This is a genomic window from Flavisolibacter ginsenosidimutans, from assembly GCF_007970805.1.
Taxonomy (GTDB): domain Bacteria; phylum Bacteroidota; class Bacteroidia; order Chitinophagales; family Chitinophagaceae; genus Flavisolibacter; species Flavisolibacter ginsenosidimutans.
On the sequence record NZ_CP042433.1, the window covers coordinates 2,603,188 to 2,618,959 of the forward strand.

Below are 15,772 nucleotides of genomic sequence, written 5' to 3' on the forward strand. Positions count from 1 at the left end.
GACAAGGTTTTAAAATGAAGCGTTCAAACCAAAGGTTACCGTTCTTGCATAGGGATAAACAGAGAAATCAAATGCGGGCCGAAGTGCGTCGTTGCCAAACTTGTTCACTTCCGGATCAAAGCCCTGGTACTTTGTAAACGTGAGCAGGTTTTGCGCGGACACGTAAACGCGAAGGTTACTGACGCTTATTTTGGAAATAAGTTTCGGCGAGAAATTATATCCTAACGACACAGTTTTTAATTTCAGGTAAGAGCCGTCTTCTATCACCCGTGTTGAATACGCATAATCCACCGGGCCTGAGCCACCGGTGCGGAAATACGTGTTGTTCTGATTGTCCGGCGTCCAGCGGTTAATGTAGGTAGCGTACATGTTCTGGTTGGTTTGGCCGCCGCCCTCAAATTTTATGCGGTTGATATTGATGACGTCATTGCCAACAGAGAAGTTGAAGAAGATGTTTAAGTCAAAATTTTTGTAGCTGAAATTATTCGAAAAACCTCCTGTGAAATCGGGATTGGGATCGCCAATAATTGTTCTGTCGTACGCATCCACCACGCCATCGGGAACGCCTTGCGGACCACTGATGTCTTTGAATTTAATGTCACCGGGTTTTATACTGGTCCTTGTGCCGTATGAGGGTACGTCCGTTTTCAACACATAGGTTCCGGAAGTGTTTTGGTCAAAGTCGGCGTACTGATAATTTCCGTCCCACAAATAACCCCAAAACCGCGCAATGGGATGACCGATTTCGGCAATGTACAACGGCACGTTTGTCGTGTAAGTATCCCAACTTGCTGTGGTCAATCGCTGTGTTTCGTTATCGGAAAGCGCCAGGACTTTGTTTCTGTTAAAACCGATATTAAAATTCGTATTCCAGTTAAATTGTCCTTTGACATTAACCGTGTTCAAGGTCAATTCAAGACCTTGGTTTTGAACTTTTCCGATGTTTTTTAACGCCGTACTAAAACCGATAGAGCCCGGCACGGCCGCATCCAAAAGAAGGTTGGAAGTTATTTTTCTATAAGCATCCACCTCCAGCGAAATTCGTTGATTGAACAAGCCAATATCCAACCCAACGTCGGTTTGATTCGTTGTTTCCCATTTGAGGTTTGGATTGCCCAATGCGGTTAAAATGGACGCATTCATCGGCTGGTTGTTGTAACTGTACCCAAGGCTTGAGGGAAGGTTAATGCGGGACAAATAAGCAAAGTCTGACACGCGGTTGTTGCCGGTAGAACCGTAGCTTACCCGCAGCTTTGCGTTGGAAAGAAACCGCAAGCCTTTCATAAATTTCTCATCGCTGATTCTCCACGCCACCGCGCCGGAAGGGAAATAACTCCATCTGTTTTCAGGAGCAAATTTGGAGGAGCCATCGGCTCTGAATGATGCTGTAAAAAGATATTTTGAACGAAAAGAATAATTCACTCTTCCAAGGAATGAGGCCAATGAAAAGGCGGAAGAAGTTGAGGTAATGGAAACGGGTTGTCCTTCGTCCATACCCGATATGCCTAAATCTTCGTTCGGGATGTGATTGGCCGCCGCGCCAAACGAAGACACTTTTGTTCCGGACGTTGTAAAGCCAACCAATGCGTCCAGCTGGTTTAAGGCTCCCATCTTTTTTGAAAAGGTTAGCGTATTCTCGTTCACCCAGCTTGTTAGTTGGCTGTTGACTTCAGAACCACTCACGCCGTTGTCTTTACCGGATTTGGTTAAAGGACTTCCGCGAGGTGTTTGCGAATTGTCAAAAGCATCGGTCTTGACTTTGTTTTTTGTCAGGGCACCTGTAACCCTTAATTTAAAATACTTCGCAAACGAGTATTCGGCATAGGCGTCTGAGATTAGCACGTCGGAGAATTTTTCCCGCAATTCATTCCTTGCCGTTTTGATGGGATTGAAACCGTTCAGCGTGAGAAAATCTGCGTCGTCAGATTCAACATCGGTCGGATCATTGATTCTTCCCGATACGGGCCGGAAAGCCCATACGCTGTAAAGTAAATTACCGTAATAAAATCCGTTGCCACCCAAAGCCGGACTTGTACCAAACTGGTGGAGGTAACTATAATTTACATTGATGCCGGCGTTGAGGTTGGCGTTAACCCGTTGATCTAACCGTACGCGGCCTTGGTATCTATCATAGCCCGAGTTAGTAAGGATGCCTTCCTGGTTTAAGATTGAGCCCGAAACGCTGTATTTGGTATCTTTTGTGCCACCGCTAAGGGAAAGAAAATGACTGCGGAAAGGACTGGTGCGAAAAAGAGAATCCTGCAAGTCTATTCCTTTTACGTTCCGGAAATCACCCAGCGTGTTTCCATTAATAAAATAAGTGTTGTTGGCGTTTGCCGAATCCCGTTCGCTTTGATATTTTACAAACTCGTAGGGATCCATCATGTCAATTTTCTTGTTGTTCTGCTGAAATCCATAATAGCCGTTGTACGTAAGAACGGGCTTGCCTTCCTTTCCTTTTTTGGTGGTGATGAGAATGACGCCGTTGGCGCCTCTTGCACCGTAAATGGCCGTGGAAGATGCGTCTTTCAATACTTCGATGGATTCTATCTCCGCAGGATTGATAGCGTTGTTGTCGGGGTTTTCAATCGGAAATCCGTCAATGACGTAAAGGGGCGAATTGTCCTGCGTAAGCGAGTTGTTGCCACGCACAACGATGTTAATAGATGAACCGGGTTGTCCATCGGCTGCGGCAGCCGTAACACCTGCCAGACGACCTGCTAACGCTTCCTCAAAAGACCTTACCGGCGCTTTTTGTAAGTCCGCCATTTTTACCGAACCCACCGCTCCGGTTAAATCCCGCTTCTTTTGAACGCCGTAGCCAATTACGACCACCTGCTGCAAATCTTTGCTTGTAGGAGATAAAGTAACCCTTGAAAGTGCTTTGGAATTTGCGGGAAAGCTTACCTCGCCAAAACCCACATAAGAGAAAACCAAAACGGACGCCGGGTTGGGCGCATCAATTGAAAAATTTCCGTTGGCGTTGGTAGTGGCGCCGAAAGAAGTGCCTTTGATTTTAACACTAACGCCGGCTAATGGTTTTTGATCTTCGGAAGAGATAACCTGGCCCGAAACCCGGATGGTTTTTTGGGCGGAACTCTCGTTTGTTAAGCAAACAAACAAGAGCAGTCCTAAAATAACAAGCAGTCTTGACTTCATCGTAGTTGTTTTTAGTAATTTTATATTATAAAATTGACTTTTACAATACAAACCAAATATAATAAAAAAAGATTTCGGCGAATATTTTTTTTAAGCTGCTCCCGCAGATCATTAAGCCATTTTGAAAACGCTTCTGTATTGCAACAAATCCAAAGAGGGTAACCGGTTATAAACGACAAAACCCGAATATTCCAATGCGAAGCAGCGATACTTTTTACGAGTGGAGCCTGTGATGGTGGAGAATTTACAAAGATAGCTTCTGAAGTGAATTAAACCGGCTGCTAATTGTACTTACTGCGCTTCGCTTGCACCACGATAGCCTGCACTTAATAGCCACCCGCCGTCAACTTTGATGGAGCTTCCGGTGAGATAAGTTCCGGATGACAACAAGCCGCAAATGACTGCGGCAATTTCTTCAGGTTTTCCAAAACGGGCCATTGGAATGTTGCCTTCTACGGTTTTACGCTTTTCAGGATTCTGCCAAACCGCGGCATTGATGTCGGTTTGTACGGCGCCCACAACAACGGTGTTCACGCGAATGTTGTGCGGCGCAAGTTCCAGGGCAACGCCTTTCATTAAGGTTTCCAACGCCCCTTTGGTGGCACCATAAGCGCTAAAACCAACACCCGGCTGGATGGCGTTTACAGAGGTAATTGTATAGATGGATCCCGGAACGTTGTTTTCCACCATTTTTTTGGCGATTGTTTGGGTAAGCAAAAACGTCCCTTTAAAATTGACACTGACGAAAAAGTCAAGGTCGTCTAAGGTCGTGTCTAAAAAATTTTTTTTATACGAGACACCGGCATTGTTAATCAGGTAGTCAACGCGTTTTGAAACCTCCCAGGCTTGCTCGCCCAATTGAACGGCTTGCGCCGGATCGGCTAAATCTGCTTGAAGAATATGCGATTTTCCTCCCGAACGATGAATAAGATCAGATACGCTTTCAGCCTCCTCTTTGTTTGTATGATAATGGATCAACACTTCGGCGCCTTCCTCTGCCAACCGAAGCGCAATGGCTTTTCCAATGCCTCTTGAAGAACCTGTAACCAGAACGGTTTTACCGGATAGTTTCATACAAGTAAAGCTTAGGTTTAAACCGCTGGCTGTTAAAGACCGCCTACTGTTGGATACCAGTCGGGCCGGTAAGGGTCTTGGTGAAAGCGGGCATAGTAATCACCTTTTTCTTCATAAAATTTTTCGTAAAACTTCATTTTATCTTCATCAAGTTTCACGCCCAATCCCGGTCCGTCGGGAACCTTAATGGCTCCGTTTTCATATTTCATTAACCCGCCTTCAATAATGTCATCGGTGAGATAATGATAATGTGCATCACCGGCAAAATTCATGGTGGGTATGGTAGAAGCCGTGTGAAGCATAGCCGCCAACTCAACGCCAAATTCGGATCCGCTGTGCATGGCTACGCCCAAATTAAATGTATTGCAAACCGCACACAAATCCTTTACGCCACGCGGGCCTTCCCAGTAATGCAGATCAGTAAGCACAATGTCCACGGCGTCCAATCTTATTGCAGGACCCAGGTCATCAAATTTATTTGGATACATGTTGGTTGCAATTGGAATTCGCACCTGCTTTCGCACAGCCGCATTTCCCTCAATGCCCCAGGCAGGATCTTCAAAATATTCAATATTCAGGGGTTCTAACCTTCTTCCAACTTGCACGGCCGTTGCCACTGACCACAAACCGTTAGGGTCTATTCGCAGGCCAAAATCGTCACCTAGCTTCTTCCGGCAAAGTTCAAGCACCCTCGCTTCTTCCCCCGGTTTTTCTACGCCTGCCTTGAGCTTCATAGCGTTTACCCCCAAAGTTTCGTGAAGTTCCACACAATGCTCGGCAAGGTCTTCGGCGCAAGTATCGCTGCCACCCGAAGGGCGGTCGTATCGCCAAAACAAGTAGCCAATCAGGGGAATTTCATTTCGCACACTTCCCCCAATTAAATCACTCATTGGCCGGCCGGTTGCTTTGCCCTGAATATCCAAACACGCCATTTCAATAGCCGCGTACAGGCGGGAGTTTGATAAATAGTAAACGCTTCTAAGAACTTTTATTTTAATCAATTCCAAATGAAAAGGGTTCATCCCCATGATTCTCGGCTTAAGTTTTTGCAAGGCTCCCCGCTGGTCGCCGCCGCCAATTTCTCCTAACCCGGTAATGCCTTCGTCGGTGATCAGCTCTACAATGGTGCGCATAAAATAACCGGGATGAACACCGGTGTTGTGCCGCAACTGAGCGTTCAGTGGAATGGCCACACAACGGACACGTATGTCAATTATTTTCATGTTCAGTCTTTATCGTTTTAACCCGCTTGTTCAATCAAAAACTTCGTTTAAAGAAGCCTTGGCTATACTTTAAATTAATTTTATAATGTAAAATACAACTTTACCATACAAAATAAATTTATTCAAAGAAGTTATCCAAATTTATTCCTGGCTATTTTGCAAACAAAATAGCGGCAGCTACAAGGCAAATGATAGCTGCCGCTATTTCAACCGGCCTTTCTTACTTGAGTTTTTTGCTAATTTTTTTTCCGGACTGCTTTAACAGTTTAACCAATTCCGACTTGTCCAATTCGTTGTAACGAAACTGCGGCAAGTAAACGCTTAAACTGGCAACTACTTTTTCACCTCTGTAAACTGGAACCGCAAGGCCAAATATCTTTTCTTTTGTCAGTTGCGTGGCGTATTCGTTTTGCCTGATTTTCACCACTTGATCCATCAAGGTCTTTTCGTCTGTTACGCCTTCCCACTCATCTTTTTTGGGAAGCCCGTACTGCTTTATAAACTTCTCCAGTTCCGCGTCGGGCAACATTGCAATAATTGCTCTCCCCGATGATGAATTGTAAGCCCGCTTTTCAGAAGCCGTACTGGCTTGTATCGGATGGGTGCCCATTATTCGCACAAGAACTCTCCGCATGTCTTTGTCCAACACAGCTAACAAAGAGTTTTCGTTTATTTTTTTGGTAAGAGAAGTGCACACTTCTTTTCCTGTTTCGGTCAAGTCCTTTTTATAGCCTTCGCTTCCCGTTAAACCGTACAACTTTGAGCCTAAGACATACCCTTTTTTCTTGTCCAACTTCTCCACGTATTTTCTCTCAACCAAAGTCTTTATAATGTTCGCGCAAGTACCGTTGTTCAGGTTTAGCTCTTCAGAAATTTCGCCCAGGCTTTTGTGATGTTCGGGATCGCTTGCTAAAAATTCTAAAATGTCCAGCGCTCGGTTTATTACTTGTATCATTTGCAAAAAATTGAAAAAAGGATTGCTAAAATAGAAACACCTTGCGTAATATAAACTCAACTTTTACATTTTAAAATAATTTGAACATGTTCCCCCTTGAACGCCATGGCAAGAAACACAAAAATTTTTTTGATATTCCGAATCTTTCTGAAAACTTACACGGGATTAAGTTCTGTAAGCCTTTGCTGTCACAGTATTCCATGTTGAATAAGCAAATTAAATAGGTCACTAAAAGGTTTAGCAATCTTGTGATAATAACAACCAAAATCATCCGTGTAAAACAAAGTAAACATGCTAGCCCCAGTTAGGAGAGGATATTCTTTCCTTATAAGTGGAAACGCAATAGTGTTCAAGCCCTGTTGTCAATAATGCAGGCTTAAATATGCACTTTTTAGTTATGAGAAAAGATTCCCGGCGCTTTGAAGCGCTTCGAGGTTTTAATCTCCTTTTACGATCACCGAATACTTCAAGCTGGGATCACAAAGCATTCTCTCTATCTCACTCTGCACAACGTCCTGAATATCCTTTTTGATTTGTAGATAACTATGTTGAATCATGCCTTTGTCTAGCTTTATAACTACAGGAATTTCTTTGTAACTCTCCTGCTCTCTTTTCAAGGCTTCGTGGTCATTCACTATCTCGCAATGGAAAGTTTTCAGTTCAATTTTTTGGTCAGGGTTATCCGCCACCATGCCTACAAATTCACCGGATGAAAGCGCTGCGATTTTGGAAGGCGGAATGGCCGCTTCTAATTGTTTGGACCGGCTGATGGAGGTATCGGCGCTGTTGATCGAGTAGCTGGATCGGTACGACTTTACCTTGAAGGCTGAAGGCAATCCCGACATCATCAAACAAACCTTCTTCATTGGCAAGGCAAACAACATCACGCTGAAAGAAGCGTATAACTTAATGAGTGGCCGGGCGGTCAACAAAGATTTGCTGAACAAAGAAGGGCAGGCATACAATGCCTGGGTGCAAATGAATTTTAAAGAAACTGACAAAAGCGGTAACTATCTTCTCAAGCAATATCACCAGAATTATGGCTTTGATTTAGCCAAAGAACTCGCAAAGCATCCCATAAAAGAACTGGCCGATGAAAAAGAGAAATACAGGTTATTAGAATCGCTCCAGAAAGGCAACCGCCAAATGGTCACCTTGCTTAAAGAAGGAACGGAACAGAAAATGTTCATTGAAGCCAATCCCCGGTTCAAATCGCTCAACGTGTACGATACTTCTATGCAGCGAGTGTACAATCAATCACTGAACGAGAAGGGGTCACAGGAACAATCGGCAAAGCAAGAGGTTAAAAAGGAAACCAACAAACAGGCAACCGATGACGACGGAGGCATCGCCGCGCCAAAACAAAAGCGCAGCCGAAAAAAAGGGCAATCCATAAGCTAAAGGTTGGATCGTGCTAGAGTCAAAACAATTTTCCAATTTTTTCGCTGTCATTGCAAATGATCCAAGGATAAATACAACCCATGTCTCCCTCTACATGGCCCTTTTGCAGTATTGGAAGGCGCATGGATTCGCAGTCCCTTTTCAGGTCTTTAGCCATGATGTTATGCCGCTTGCAAAAATTTTATCCAGTACTACCTATCATCAAAGGCTCAAAGACCTCAATGATTTTGGTTACATCCGGTACGAGGCTTCGTACAAGCGAAATATAGGCAGCAAAATTTTTATCGTGTTCGGTGAAGGATAGTGTGTTTGAAAACGAGTGAGTATGAGCAGTGTTGCCGCACCAATTTTATTTCCGTACGATCCCAATGAGTTTTGGGAACGGATTCGTGTTATCATCCGAGAGGAGATTAAAAAAACGTCCGATACCAAGGTGACAAATGACTGCACCAAAGTTGAAGGGATGACTTATAAACCTTTGCTGAAGATGGCGGAGGTTTGCGGTTTTTTTCAGGTTTCTAGGCCCACCGTGTATGATTGGATAAAGCACGGCAAACTGAAGCCGTACAGGATTCGAAGAAGCATTTATTTCCTTTGGGACGATATACAGCAATTATTACAGAGTTAACACAAACTTTCCGGCGCTAAAAAGGTTATGGGGATCATAACCTTTTCGTTTAATACGGCCTACGGTAGACAATCCACACACATTTTTGATCTATCAAGCCTTAGCTGACTACTTTGAAAAGCAAAGGTTAAACGAAGATGTGACCGCGGCCATTTCAGTTGCCTCTCTACCGGCCAGCGGCTTATGGCCTCACTCCCACAGGAATAGCCTTCAACTACCTCGATTTCCTAAATAAATTAGTAAATTTGTAAGAATATGTTGCTCTTTGTAAAGTAGTGGCGAATAATTGTGATTAGACCGCAGGAGTTCGACTAAAAATTCGACCAAAAAAACAGGTCGCTGATTTTCAGCGACCTATTCCCAAAAAAGGTTTTACTGTGATCCCGCTGGGACTCGAACCCAGGGCCCATACATTAAAAGTGTATTGCTCTACCAACTGAGCTACGAGATCATCCCGTTTTGTAATTGGGAGTGCAAAAATAAGTGCCCACTTCTTTGCTGCCAAAACTTTTTGCCCTGAAATAAAATTTTGGTTCTCTTTATCACTTTTCAAATCGTCAGGAGAATTGCTTCTCATCCTCCTCAACGATGATTGGAATAAAAATTAGGCAATACGGCATCCTGCAAGCGCCGGAGTTCCTCATCGGAAAGCATTGCCCCAACGGCTGCTACTGCCTCTTTTAATTGCGCTGACGTACGCATGCCCACCACGGCCGACGTAATTGCCGGATGACGCAAAACAAATTGCAGGGCCGTCTGCACCGCCCTTCTTTCTTCTGTTGAGAGATTCGCAAGGGCCTTTGCCGCTTCTTCAACTTCTTCGCCGCTGTGGTTTAAGTAAGGCTTCGCAGGCTTATCAACCAAAAGTCCTTGCGCAAGGCCGCCTCTTGCCAACACACCGATGTTCTTTTCCTGTAACAGGCCCAGGGTTTCTTCTTCGGGCCGCCGGTCAAGAAGACTGTATTGCGTCATTACACTGACGATGTTGGAACGTTTGACCCACTCTCTGATCACATTCGGACGAATGGAAGAGATGCCGTAATAACGGATTTTGCCTTCTTGCTTCAATTGTTCAAAAGCTTCGATGGTTTCATCAATGGGGTCATCAAGTGTTCCGCCGTGCAATTGGTAAAGATCAATGCAATCCGTTTGCAATCGTTGCAGGCTTTTTTCAGCGCAGGCCAAGATATAATCCTTGCGCGGGTTCCAGGTCCAGCCGCTGCCGTCCGCCTTCCATTGGTTGCCGGCTTTGGAAGCAAGGATGACTTCTTTTCGTTTTTCTTTCAACGCCTTGCCTAAAAATTCTTCGTTGGCGCCTTTGTCGTACAAGTCGGCCGTGTCAAAAAAATTAATGCCCGCTTCGATGGCTTGTTGAACTACGGTTTCGTTTTCAGCCGCACCGGGTTTTAACGACATGCATCCAAAGCCAATGCGGCTGATGTGCAAATCCGACTTGCCCAAACGTTGATAATCCATCGTTGTTATTTAGAAGAAAACAAAATGTTCCAGCCGTGTTATGACAAGTTTCTGCTGATGCCCAATTCAAGTCCGCGAAGTTCAGCCAGCCCTCGTAAACGGCCGATGGCGCTATAGCCCGGATAAGTTTTCTTTTTCAAATCATCCAGCATTTGATGTCCGTGGTCGGGACGCATGGGAATGGAGACATTCCGGTGCTTCATTACCTGCACAATTTCTTTCACAACCGCGTACATATCGGTGTCACCTGCAAGATGATCGGCTTCGTAAAAATTTCCTTCGGCGTCGCGTTTGGTGTTGCGCAGGTGCAGAAAGTGAATGGCATCGCCAAAACGTTTTACCATGCCCACCAAATCGTTGTCAGATCTTGCGCCGTACGAGCCGGTGCAAAAACACAGCCCGTTCGCCGGCGAAGGCGCGGCTGCCAACAGTTCGGCCGCATCCTGTTCGGTGCTCACAATGCGCGGCAAACCCAAAATCGGGTACGGCGGGTCATCGGGGTGAATGGCCATCTTTAAGCCAAGTTCCTCCGCTACCGGAATTACCTGTTGCAAAAAATAAAAAAGGTGTTCTTTAAGCTTCGCCGCATCAATGGCTGCGTATTCATCGAGGGCGGTTAAAATCTGTTCTTCGGTGAAGCGTTCTTCGCTGCCAGGTAGCCCCAAAAGCGCATTGCGATAAAGCGTTTCTTTCTCCTCCGCCGTCATATTCTCAAAACGCTGCTTTGCTTTTTCCACCTGCTCCGGCGTGTAATCACTTTCAGCGCTGGGACGTTTTAAAATAAACAAATCAAAGGCAACGAAGGCCGATTTTTCAAAATAAAGTGCCCTGCTTTTATCGGGCATTTCATAATTCACATCGGTGCGCATCCAGTCGAGAATAGGCATGAAGTTGTACGTCACTACTTTTAATCCACACTGCGCCACGTTGCGCAAGCTTTGCTTGTAATTTTCGATGTGTTGTTGAAAAGCACTGGTTTGTTTTTTAATGTCTTCACTCACGGGCAGCGATTCAATCACCGTCCACGTCATTCCCGCTTCTTCTACCTGCGCTTTGCGTTTGGAGATTTCTTCAACCGTCCAGATTTCACCAACGGGAACGTGGTGCAGGGCCGTTACAACGCCCGTGCATCCTGCTTGGCGTATGTCCCACAAACTTACCGGGTCGTTCGGCCCGTACCAACGCATGGTTTGTTCCATTTGCATAAGAATCATTTTTATGAACCAGAAGTTCGTCTATCCATTAAGCTGTCGTTGCGTCGCACTCTTGTGCGCTTTGTTCGCTATTGAGCTACAAAATTCAAGAAAGCAAAAGTCCAAAAAGTTCTCCTTTTCTTGTTCACCCTTCTTGTCTTTTGTATCGCTGTAATTGGCAATTGTTGAACGGCAACATGAACGTTGAACGGAGCGTCGCAACGAACGTCCAATTGTTGCGCTGCGGCCGGTTTTATCATTCCGTTACTTTCAACTTTACGTCCTGTGTTTTGTCCGACGATGTTCCCACCATGATCGTAAAATCGCCCGGTTCAACAATCCACTTCATGTCTTTATCGTAAAAGGACAAGGCTTCCGGGAAGATGCCAAACGTTACCTTCTTTGATTGCCCGGGCTCTAACCAAACCTTTTCAAAGCCCTTTAATTCCTTCACCGGTCTTGGCACGGAGGCATACTCGTCGCGAATGTAAAGTTGCACCACCTCCGCTCCTCTCCTGTTGCCTGTGTTTTTCACGTCAACGCTTACCGTTACTGTGCCGTTCTTTTTCATCGTTGACGAAGAAAGTTTTGGCGCACTGCAACTAAATGTTGTGTAACTCAAGCCGTGGCCGAAGGCAAACAATGGACTTACCTCAAAGCCCAAGTTATAGCCTCTGCGTGCCGACGGTTTGTAATTGTAATAAGCCGGAATGTGACCCACATCTCTTGGAAAACTAATCGGTAATTTTCCGCTTGGATTTACATCACCAAACAAAGCATCTACCATTGCGTAACCACCTTCCTGTCCTAAATACCAACACTGCATAACCGCCGGAACGGCATTCACCAAATTACCAATGCTCAAGGGCGGACCGCTATTGACAAAAGCACATGTTGGTTTGCCAACGGCCACTATTTCATTTACCAATTCGTTTTGCCCATTCAGTAATTCAAGCGTGGGCAAGTCACCCAAATGATTTGCAGCCCAACCTTCGCGGTTGGTGCTTTCGTTGCTGCCCACAAAAAGAACCACCACGTCCGCTTGCTTTGCAATTTCAACGGCTTCTTTAATGCGGGCATCGTTCTCCCTTCGCGGAACAAGGTTAATCGTATCAGCAAACCAGTTGTTCTTGTCCGTAATGCGAACGCCTTCGGCATACAAAACATTTATCTGCGAACCGTATTTTTCTTTCAGTGCTTGCAGCGGTGAAACGCAGGTACGCGGAATGCTGGCATAACCGCCCAGCAAACATTTGTCGGCGTTGGGCCCGATGAAGGCAATGGTTTTGATTTTCGTTTTATCGAGCGGCAGAAAATTGTTGTCGTTCTTTAACAAAACCATTGCTTCGGTTGCGGCTTTGTAAGCCACGGCCCGCTTGGCTTTGCTGCCTACAATTTCTTCGGCTTTTGTCGCGTCCACATAAGGATTTTCAAACAAGCCCAAACGGAATTTTGCCACAAGAACTTTCGTTACCGCATCGTCTAATTCCCTGGTTGTAATCTTTCCCGACACGACGTATTGTTTCAAATTTTCAAAGCCTTTTGAATCGGGTGTTTCAATGTCCACGCCGGCTTTAAAAGCAAGATAGCCGGCTTCGGCAACCGATGGCGTTACCTTGTGCAAGGTGCTTACATCGGGAATGGCGTAATAATCGGAAACCACGATGCCTTTGAAGCCCCACTCCTTTCGCAAAATATCGGTGAGCAAATATTTGTTGATGTGCGCCGGCAATCCCCAGAGTTCGTTGTAGGTTGCCATTACGTTCATGGCGCCTGCAAACTGCACGCAAGCTTTGAACGGTTTAAAGAAAATTTCTCTTGCGGTCCTTTCGTCAATGTTGCTCGGCGCCACGTTGTTGCCGCCTTCGCTTTGTCCGTGCACGCCAAAATGTTTGAGCGTTGCGGCCACGTTGTTCTTACCCAGATAAACACCGTCGCCCTGATAAGCTCTTACCTGCGCCATTGCCAACCGCGAAATAAGGTAAGGGTCCTCGCCCATCGTTTCTTCCGTGCGCCCCCAACGAGGGTCACGTACCACGTCAACAACCGGCGCAAGAACTTGCTGCCCGCCGCGTGCCCGCACTTCTTCGGCCACGTTTGTATAGATTTCGGACATCAATCCTTCGTTCCAGGAACTCGCCAAACCCATTGGTACCGGGAACACCGTGGCGTCGCGGGTTTGCTGACCGTGAAGACTTTCTTCGTGTACCATCACCGGAATGCCGAGCCTTGTCTTCTCTACAAAAAAGTGTTGCACTTTGTTGTACAGTTCCGCTGCTTGCCGCGGATGAAAGCCCAGTGAATTTGGTCCGGCTTCTTCGTTCAACCGCGCAAATTCTCCCAAACCGTTTTTTAAAAGAGGCGCTGCTTTTGCCTCGTCAAAATTCCCGGCGCCGTCAATAAAGGTTGACTTTGCCTGCCAGATGCATTGCAGTTGCATCAGCTTTTCGTCAACGGTCATGCGGCCTACTAAATCTTTAGCTCTTGCTTCTGGCAAAAGCGCTTTGTTTTTGTACAAAGGCTGTTGTGCGTTTGCCGCTGTGACAAAAAAAAGAGTTACAAGAAAAATGATTTTTTGCACCGTCATGGTCCTTCTTTTAGCAATTAAAAATTTTACATGCTGATGTTGTGTCGTTTTCAATTTGGTTATACGGCATTTGCTTTCATTCGGTTCGCAATCCATTCATCGCAAACAAAACAAAAGCTGCTTGGTAAGGGCAGCTTTTGTGAACGCAACTATTTCAAATGAGCTTACCAGAACTTGGCGTAAATCGCCGTCAGGATTAGCACCGTCGTTACGATCATGGCAACAACCGATGGTTTCAACTTGAACATCTGCCTGTCGAGGACAAAGGCTTTCGGATTCACTCTTGGTCCGGCAAGGCTAATGCTCACCATCACAAGCATGGTAAAGAAAAAGGCCCAGCCCATGTTGATGAGGAAAGGAATGCGCCAAACCTGCTTTCCGTCCTCAATGGTTGGAAAGGCCGTGTACAAAAGCGTTTCGTGACCGAACAGGGGCACCGCATAAAGCTTGAAGAAGATGGACATTGCCAAACCGGTTAACAAGCCCGCCACTGCCGCCGCACCGGTCGTACGTTTCCAGAACATGCCGAGAATGAACATGGCAAACACGCCTGGAGAAATAAAGCCGGTGTATTCCTGAATAAACGTAAAACCGCCTTTGCCGCCAATGCCTAAAAAATCTTTCCATTCGAAAACAATGGCGAGAATAATGGCAACAAGCGCAACAATTCTTCCGGTCCACACCATTTGTTTCTCATCGCTGTCCGTCGTTTTTTCTACGTGCGCCGTGCCGGCTTCCGCCGCTACGGCCCTTGCCGTGTTGGCGGCGTGTATGTCATGCTTCTTGAAATACTTCATGTAAATGTCCAGCGTGAAGATGGTGCCGATGCTGTTCAACTTACCGGCAAGCGAAGCCACAATAGCCGCTGTCAATGCAGCAATGGCCAGGCCTTTCAAACCCGATGGTAAAAAGCCAAGAATGGCGGAGTACGCATCGTCCATTCCCCGCAGGCCCGGAAGGTTTCCGCTGGTGTGCAACACGTAAGCCGCAATGCCCGGAAGCATCACAATGATGGGCATCATGAGCTTTAAAAAACCGGCAAACAAAATGCCTTTGCGGGCCGTTTGCAAATCGGCGCCCAAAGCCCGTTGCGTGATGTATTGGTTGCAACCCCAGTAGTTTAGGTTCACAATCCATTGCCCGGCAAAATACATGGTGATGCCGGGGAGAATCAGGTATTTATCAATGGTGTTTTGCGCCGCCACGTCGCCCCCGGTTGCAGCACTCACGGTGGCCGCATCGGGCTTGGGCAAAATCATTTTAAAATGCTCGGGCGAATGTTGCATCAGCGTTTTAAAACCGGCAATCGCGTCTCTGCCCAAACCAAATTTTTCACTCACAATCGTCAAGGCAAAATAGATGGTGGCAAAACCACCGATGATGAGAACCGCTACTTGAATTACGTCGGTGTAACCGATCACCTTCATGCCGCCGAGTGTGATGATGAGCGCAAACACCGCAAGTGCCAGCATTACCGTGTGTAAATATTCCGGACCAATTAAACCGCTGATGGCAATGGCACCGAGATAGAGAATAGAAGTAAGATTGACAAACACGTACAACAAGAGCCAGAAGATGGCCATAATTAAAGACACCGTTTCGTTGTAGCGTGTCTTCAAGAACTGCGGCATGGTGTAGATGCGGTTCTTTAAATATACCGGCATAAACCACACGGCAATGATGATCAGTGCCAGCGCCGCAAGCCATTCATAAGCCGCAACCGAAATGCCCACAAAATAACCGTTGCCCGACATGCCGATGAATTGTTCGGCAGAAATGTTGGAGGCAATCAATGAAGCGCCGATGGCCCACCAGGTCAACGAACCTTCGGCTAAAAAGTAATCGTGCGATGCCGTAACGGCGGCCTTTTTCTTTTTGTTGTAAACCCAGTAACCATAAGAAGCGACAATGACGAAGTAAACGAGGAAAACAATGAAGTCAATTGGTTGGAGGCTGTTCATTTAGCTTGTTTAAGTGACGAATATAATCAGATGCGGTTAAAGTTTTGCGCCGCACCGTCATGCTCTTTTATGCTCCTGACAAACCTATTTTTTAAAAGGTGAAGACCGCTGTAAA

12 protein-coding genes and 1 tRNA gene are annotated in these 15,772 nt (G+C 46.0%); 3 read left to right on the forward strand and 10 right to left on the reverse strand.

The genetic code is table 11. The annotated features are described in order from the left end of the window. Nucleotides 1–9: 9 nt before the first annotated feature. From FSB75_RS10610 to FSB75_RS10630, 5 genes are all read right to left on the reverse strand, one after another. On the reverse strand, nt 10–3,159 hold the full coding sequence (locus FSB75_RS10610) for a SusC/RagA family TonB-linked outer membrane protein (RefSeq protein ID WP_146786807.1): 3,150 nt from the start codon (nt 3,157–3,159) through the stop codon (nt 10–12). 291 nt (nt 3,160–3,450) lie between these two features. After that, nucleotides 3,451–4,233, reverse strand: coding sequence for an SDR family NAD(P)-dependent oxidoreductase (locus tag FSB75_RS10615; RefSeq protein ID WP_146786810.1), 783 nt, complete (start codon nt 4,231–4,233; stop codon nt 3,451–3,453). 32 nt (nt 4,234–4,265) lie between these two features. Continuing rightward, a complete protein-coding gene (locus FSB75_RS10620; protein WP_146786812.1) occupies nt 4,266–5,456 on the reverse strand; it encodes an enolase C-terminal domain-like protein in 1,191 nt (396 codons plus the stop codon). A gap of 220 nt (nt 5,457–5,676) precedes the next feature. Beyond that, nucleotides 5,677–6,411 carry an IclR family transcriptional regulator gene (locus FSB75_RS10625; RefSeq protein WP_146786815.1) on the reverse strand — a complete coding sequence of 245 codons (735 nt, stop codon included), beginning with the start codon at nt 6,409–6,411 and terminating at the stop codon, nt 5,677–5,679. A 437-nt stretch (nt 6,412–6,848) separates the two neighbouring features. Then, entirely contained in the window at nt 6,849–7,247 is a 399-nt protein-coding gene (locus FSB75_RS10630; protein ID WP_227990554.1) for a hypothetical protein, read from the reverse strand. On the opposite strand from FSB75_RS10630, the gene FSB75_RS10635 reads away from it, so the two are divergent. From FSB75_RS10635 to FSB75_RS10645, 3 genes are all read left to right on the forward strand, one after another. After that, the gene (locus FSB75_RS10635; RefSeq protein WP_146786818.1) at nt 7,231–7,812 is read left to right on the forward strand and encodes a hypothetical protein; all 582 of its coding nucleotides are present in this window, start codon (nt 7,231–7,233) and stop codon (nt 7,810–7,812) included. The genes FSB75_RS10630 and FSB75_RS10635 overlap by 17 nt on opposite strands. A gap of 163 nt (nt 7,813–7,975) precedes the next feature. After that, the gene (locus FSB75_RS22040) at nt 7,976–8,116 is read left to right on the forward strand and encodes a hypothetical protein (RefSeq protein WP_227990555.1); all 141 of its coding nucleotides are present in this window, start codon (nt 7,976–7,978) and stop codon (nt 8,114–8,116) included. A gap of 21 nt (nt 8,117–8,137) precedes the next feature. Beyond that, nucleotides 8,138–8,440 carry a helix-turn-helix domain-containing protein gene (locus tag FSB75_RS10645; RefSeq protein WP_146786823.1) on the forward strand — a complete coding sequence of 101 codons (303 nt, stop codon included), beginning with the start codon at nt 8,138–8,140 and terminating at the stop codon, nt 8,438–8,440. 378 nt (nt 8,441–8,818) lie between these two features. Here the strand turns inward: FSB75_RS10645 and FSB75_RS10650 are convergent. The 5 genes from FSB75_RS10650 to FSB75_RS10670 form a co-directional block, all read right to left on the reverse strand. Beyond that, nucleotides 8,819–8,891: transfer RNA gene (locus FSB75_RS10650), tRNA-Lys, on the reverse strand. A 131-nt stretch (nt 8,892–9,022) separates the two neighbouring features. Next, nucleotides 9,023–9,916: an aldo/keto reductase gene (locus FSB75_RS10655; RefSeq protein WP_146786826.1), complete on the reverse strand. Its 894-nt coding sequence runs from the start codon at nt 9,914–9,916 to the stop codon at nt 9,023–9,025. 38 nt (nt 9,917–9,954) lie between these two features. Further along, nucleotides 9,955–11,121 (reverse strand): mannonate dehydratase, encoded by a 1,167-nt coding sequence (uxuA, locus tag FSB75_RS10660; protein ID WP_317130374.1) that lies wholly within the window; start codon nt 11,119–11,121, stop codon nt 9,955–9,957. Nucleotides 11,122–11,365: 244 nt separating this feature from the next. Then, entirely contained in the window at nt 11,366–13,696 is a 2,331-nt protein-coding gene (locus FSB75_RS10665; protein ID WP_146786829.1) for a glycoside hydrolase family 3 N-terminal domain-containing protein, read from the reverse strand. A 164-nt stretch (nt 13,697–13,860) separates the two neighbouring features. Next, nucleotides 13,861–15,657, reverse strand: coding sequence for a sodium:solute symporter family transporter (locus FSB75_RS10670; RefSeq protein WP_146786832.1), 1,797 nt, complete (start codon nt 15,655–15,657; stop codon nt 13,861–13,863). Between the last annotated feature and the right edge of the window lie 115 nt (nt 15,658–15,772).

Bases quoted from the DNA above. Each gene is read 5' to 3' on its own strand.
- uxuA (WP_317130374.1), bottom strand. From the start codon at position 11,121: ATGCAAATGGAACAAACCATGCGTTGGTACGGGCCGAACGACCCGGTA.
- FSB75_RS10615 (WP_146786810.1), bottom strand. From the start codon at position 4,233: ATGAAACTATCCGGTAAAACCGTTCTGGTTACAGGTTCTTCAAGAGGC.
- FSB75_RS10670 (WP_146786832.1), bottom strand. From the start codon at position 15,657: ATGAACAGCCTCCAACCAATTGACTTCATTGTTTTCCTCGTTTACTTC.
- FSB75_RS10610 (WP_146786807.1), bottom strand. From the start codon at position 3,159: ATGAAGTCAAGACTGCTTGTTATTTTAGGACTGCTCTTGTTTGTTTGC.
- FSB75_RS22040 (WP_227990555.1), top strand. From the start codon at position 7,976: ATGCCGCTTGCAAAAATTTTATCCAGTACTACCTATCATCAAAGGCTC.
- FSB75_RS10655 (WP_146786826.1), bottom strand. From the start codon at position 9,916: ATGGATTATCAACGTTTGGGCAAGTCGGATTTGCACATCAGCCGCATT.
- FSB75_RS10625 (WP_146786815.1), bottom strand. From the start codon at position 6,411: ATGATACAAGTAATAAACCGAGCGCTGGACATTTTAGAATTTTTAGCA.
- FSB75_RS10645 (WP_146786823.1), top strand. From the start codon at position 8,138: ATGAGCAGTGTTGCCGCACCAATTTTATTTCCGTACGATCCCAATGAG.
- FSB75_RS10620 (WP_146786812.1), bottom strand. From the start codon at position 5,456: ATGAAAATAATTGACATACGTGTCCGTTGTGTGGCCATTCCACTGAAC.
- FSB75_RS10665 (WP_146786829.1), bottom strand. From the start codon at position 13,696: ATGACGGTGCAAAAAATCATTTTTCTTGTAACTCTTTTTTTTGTCACA.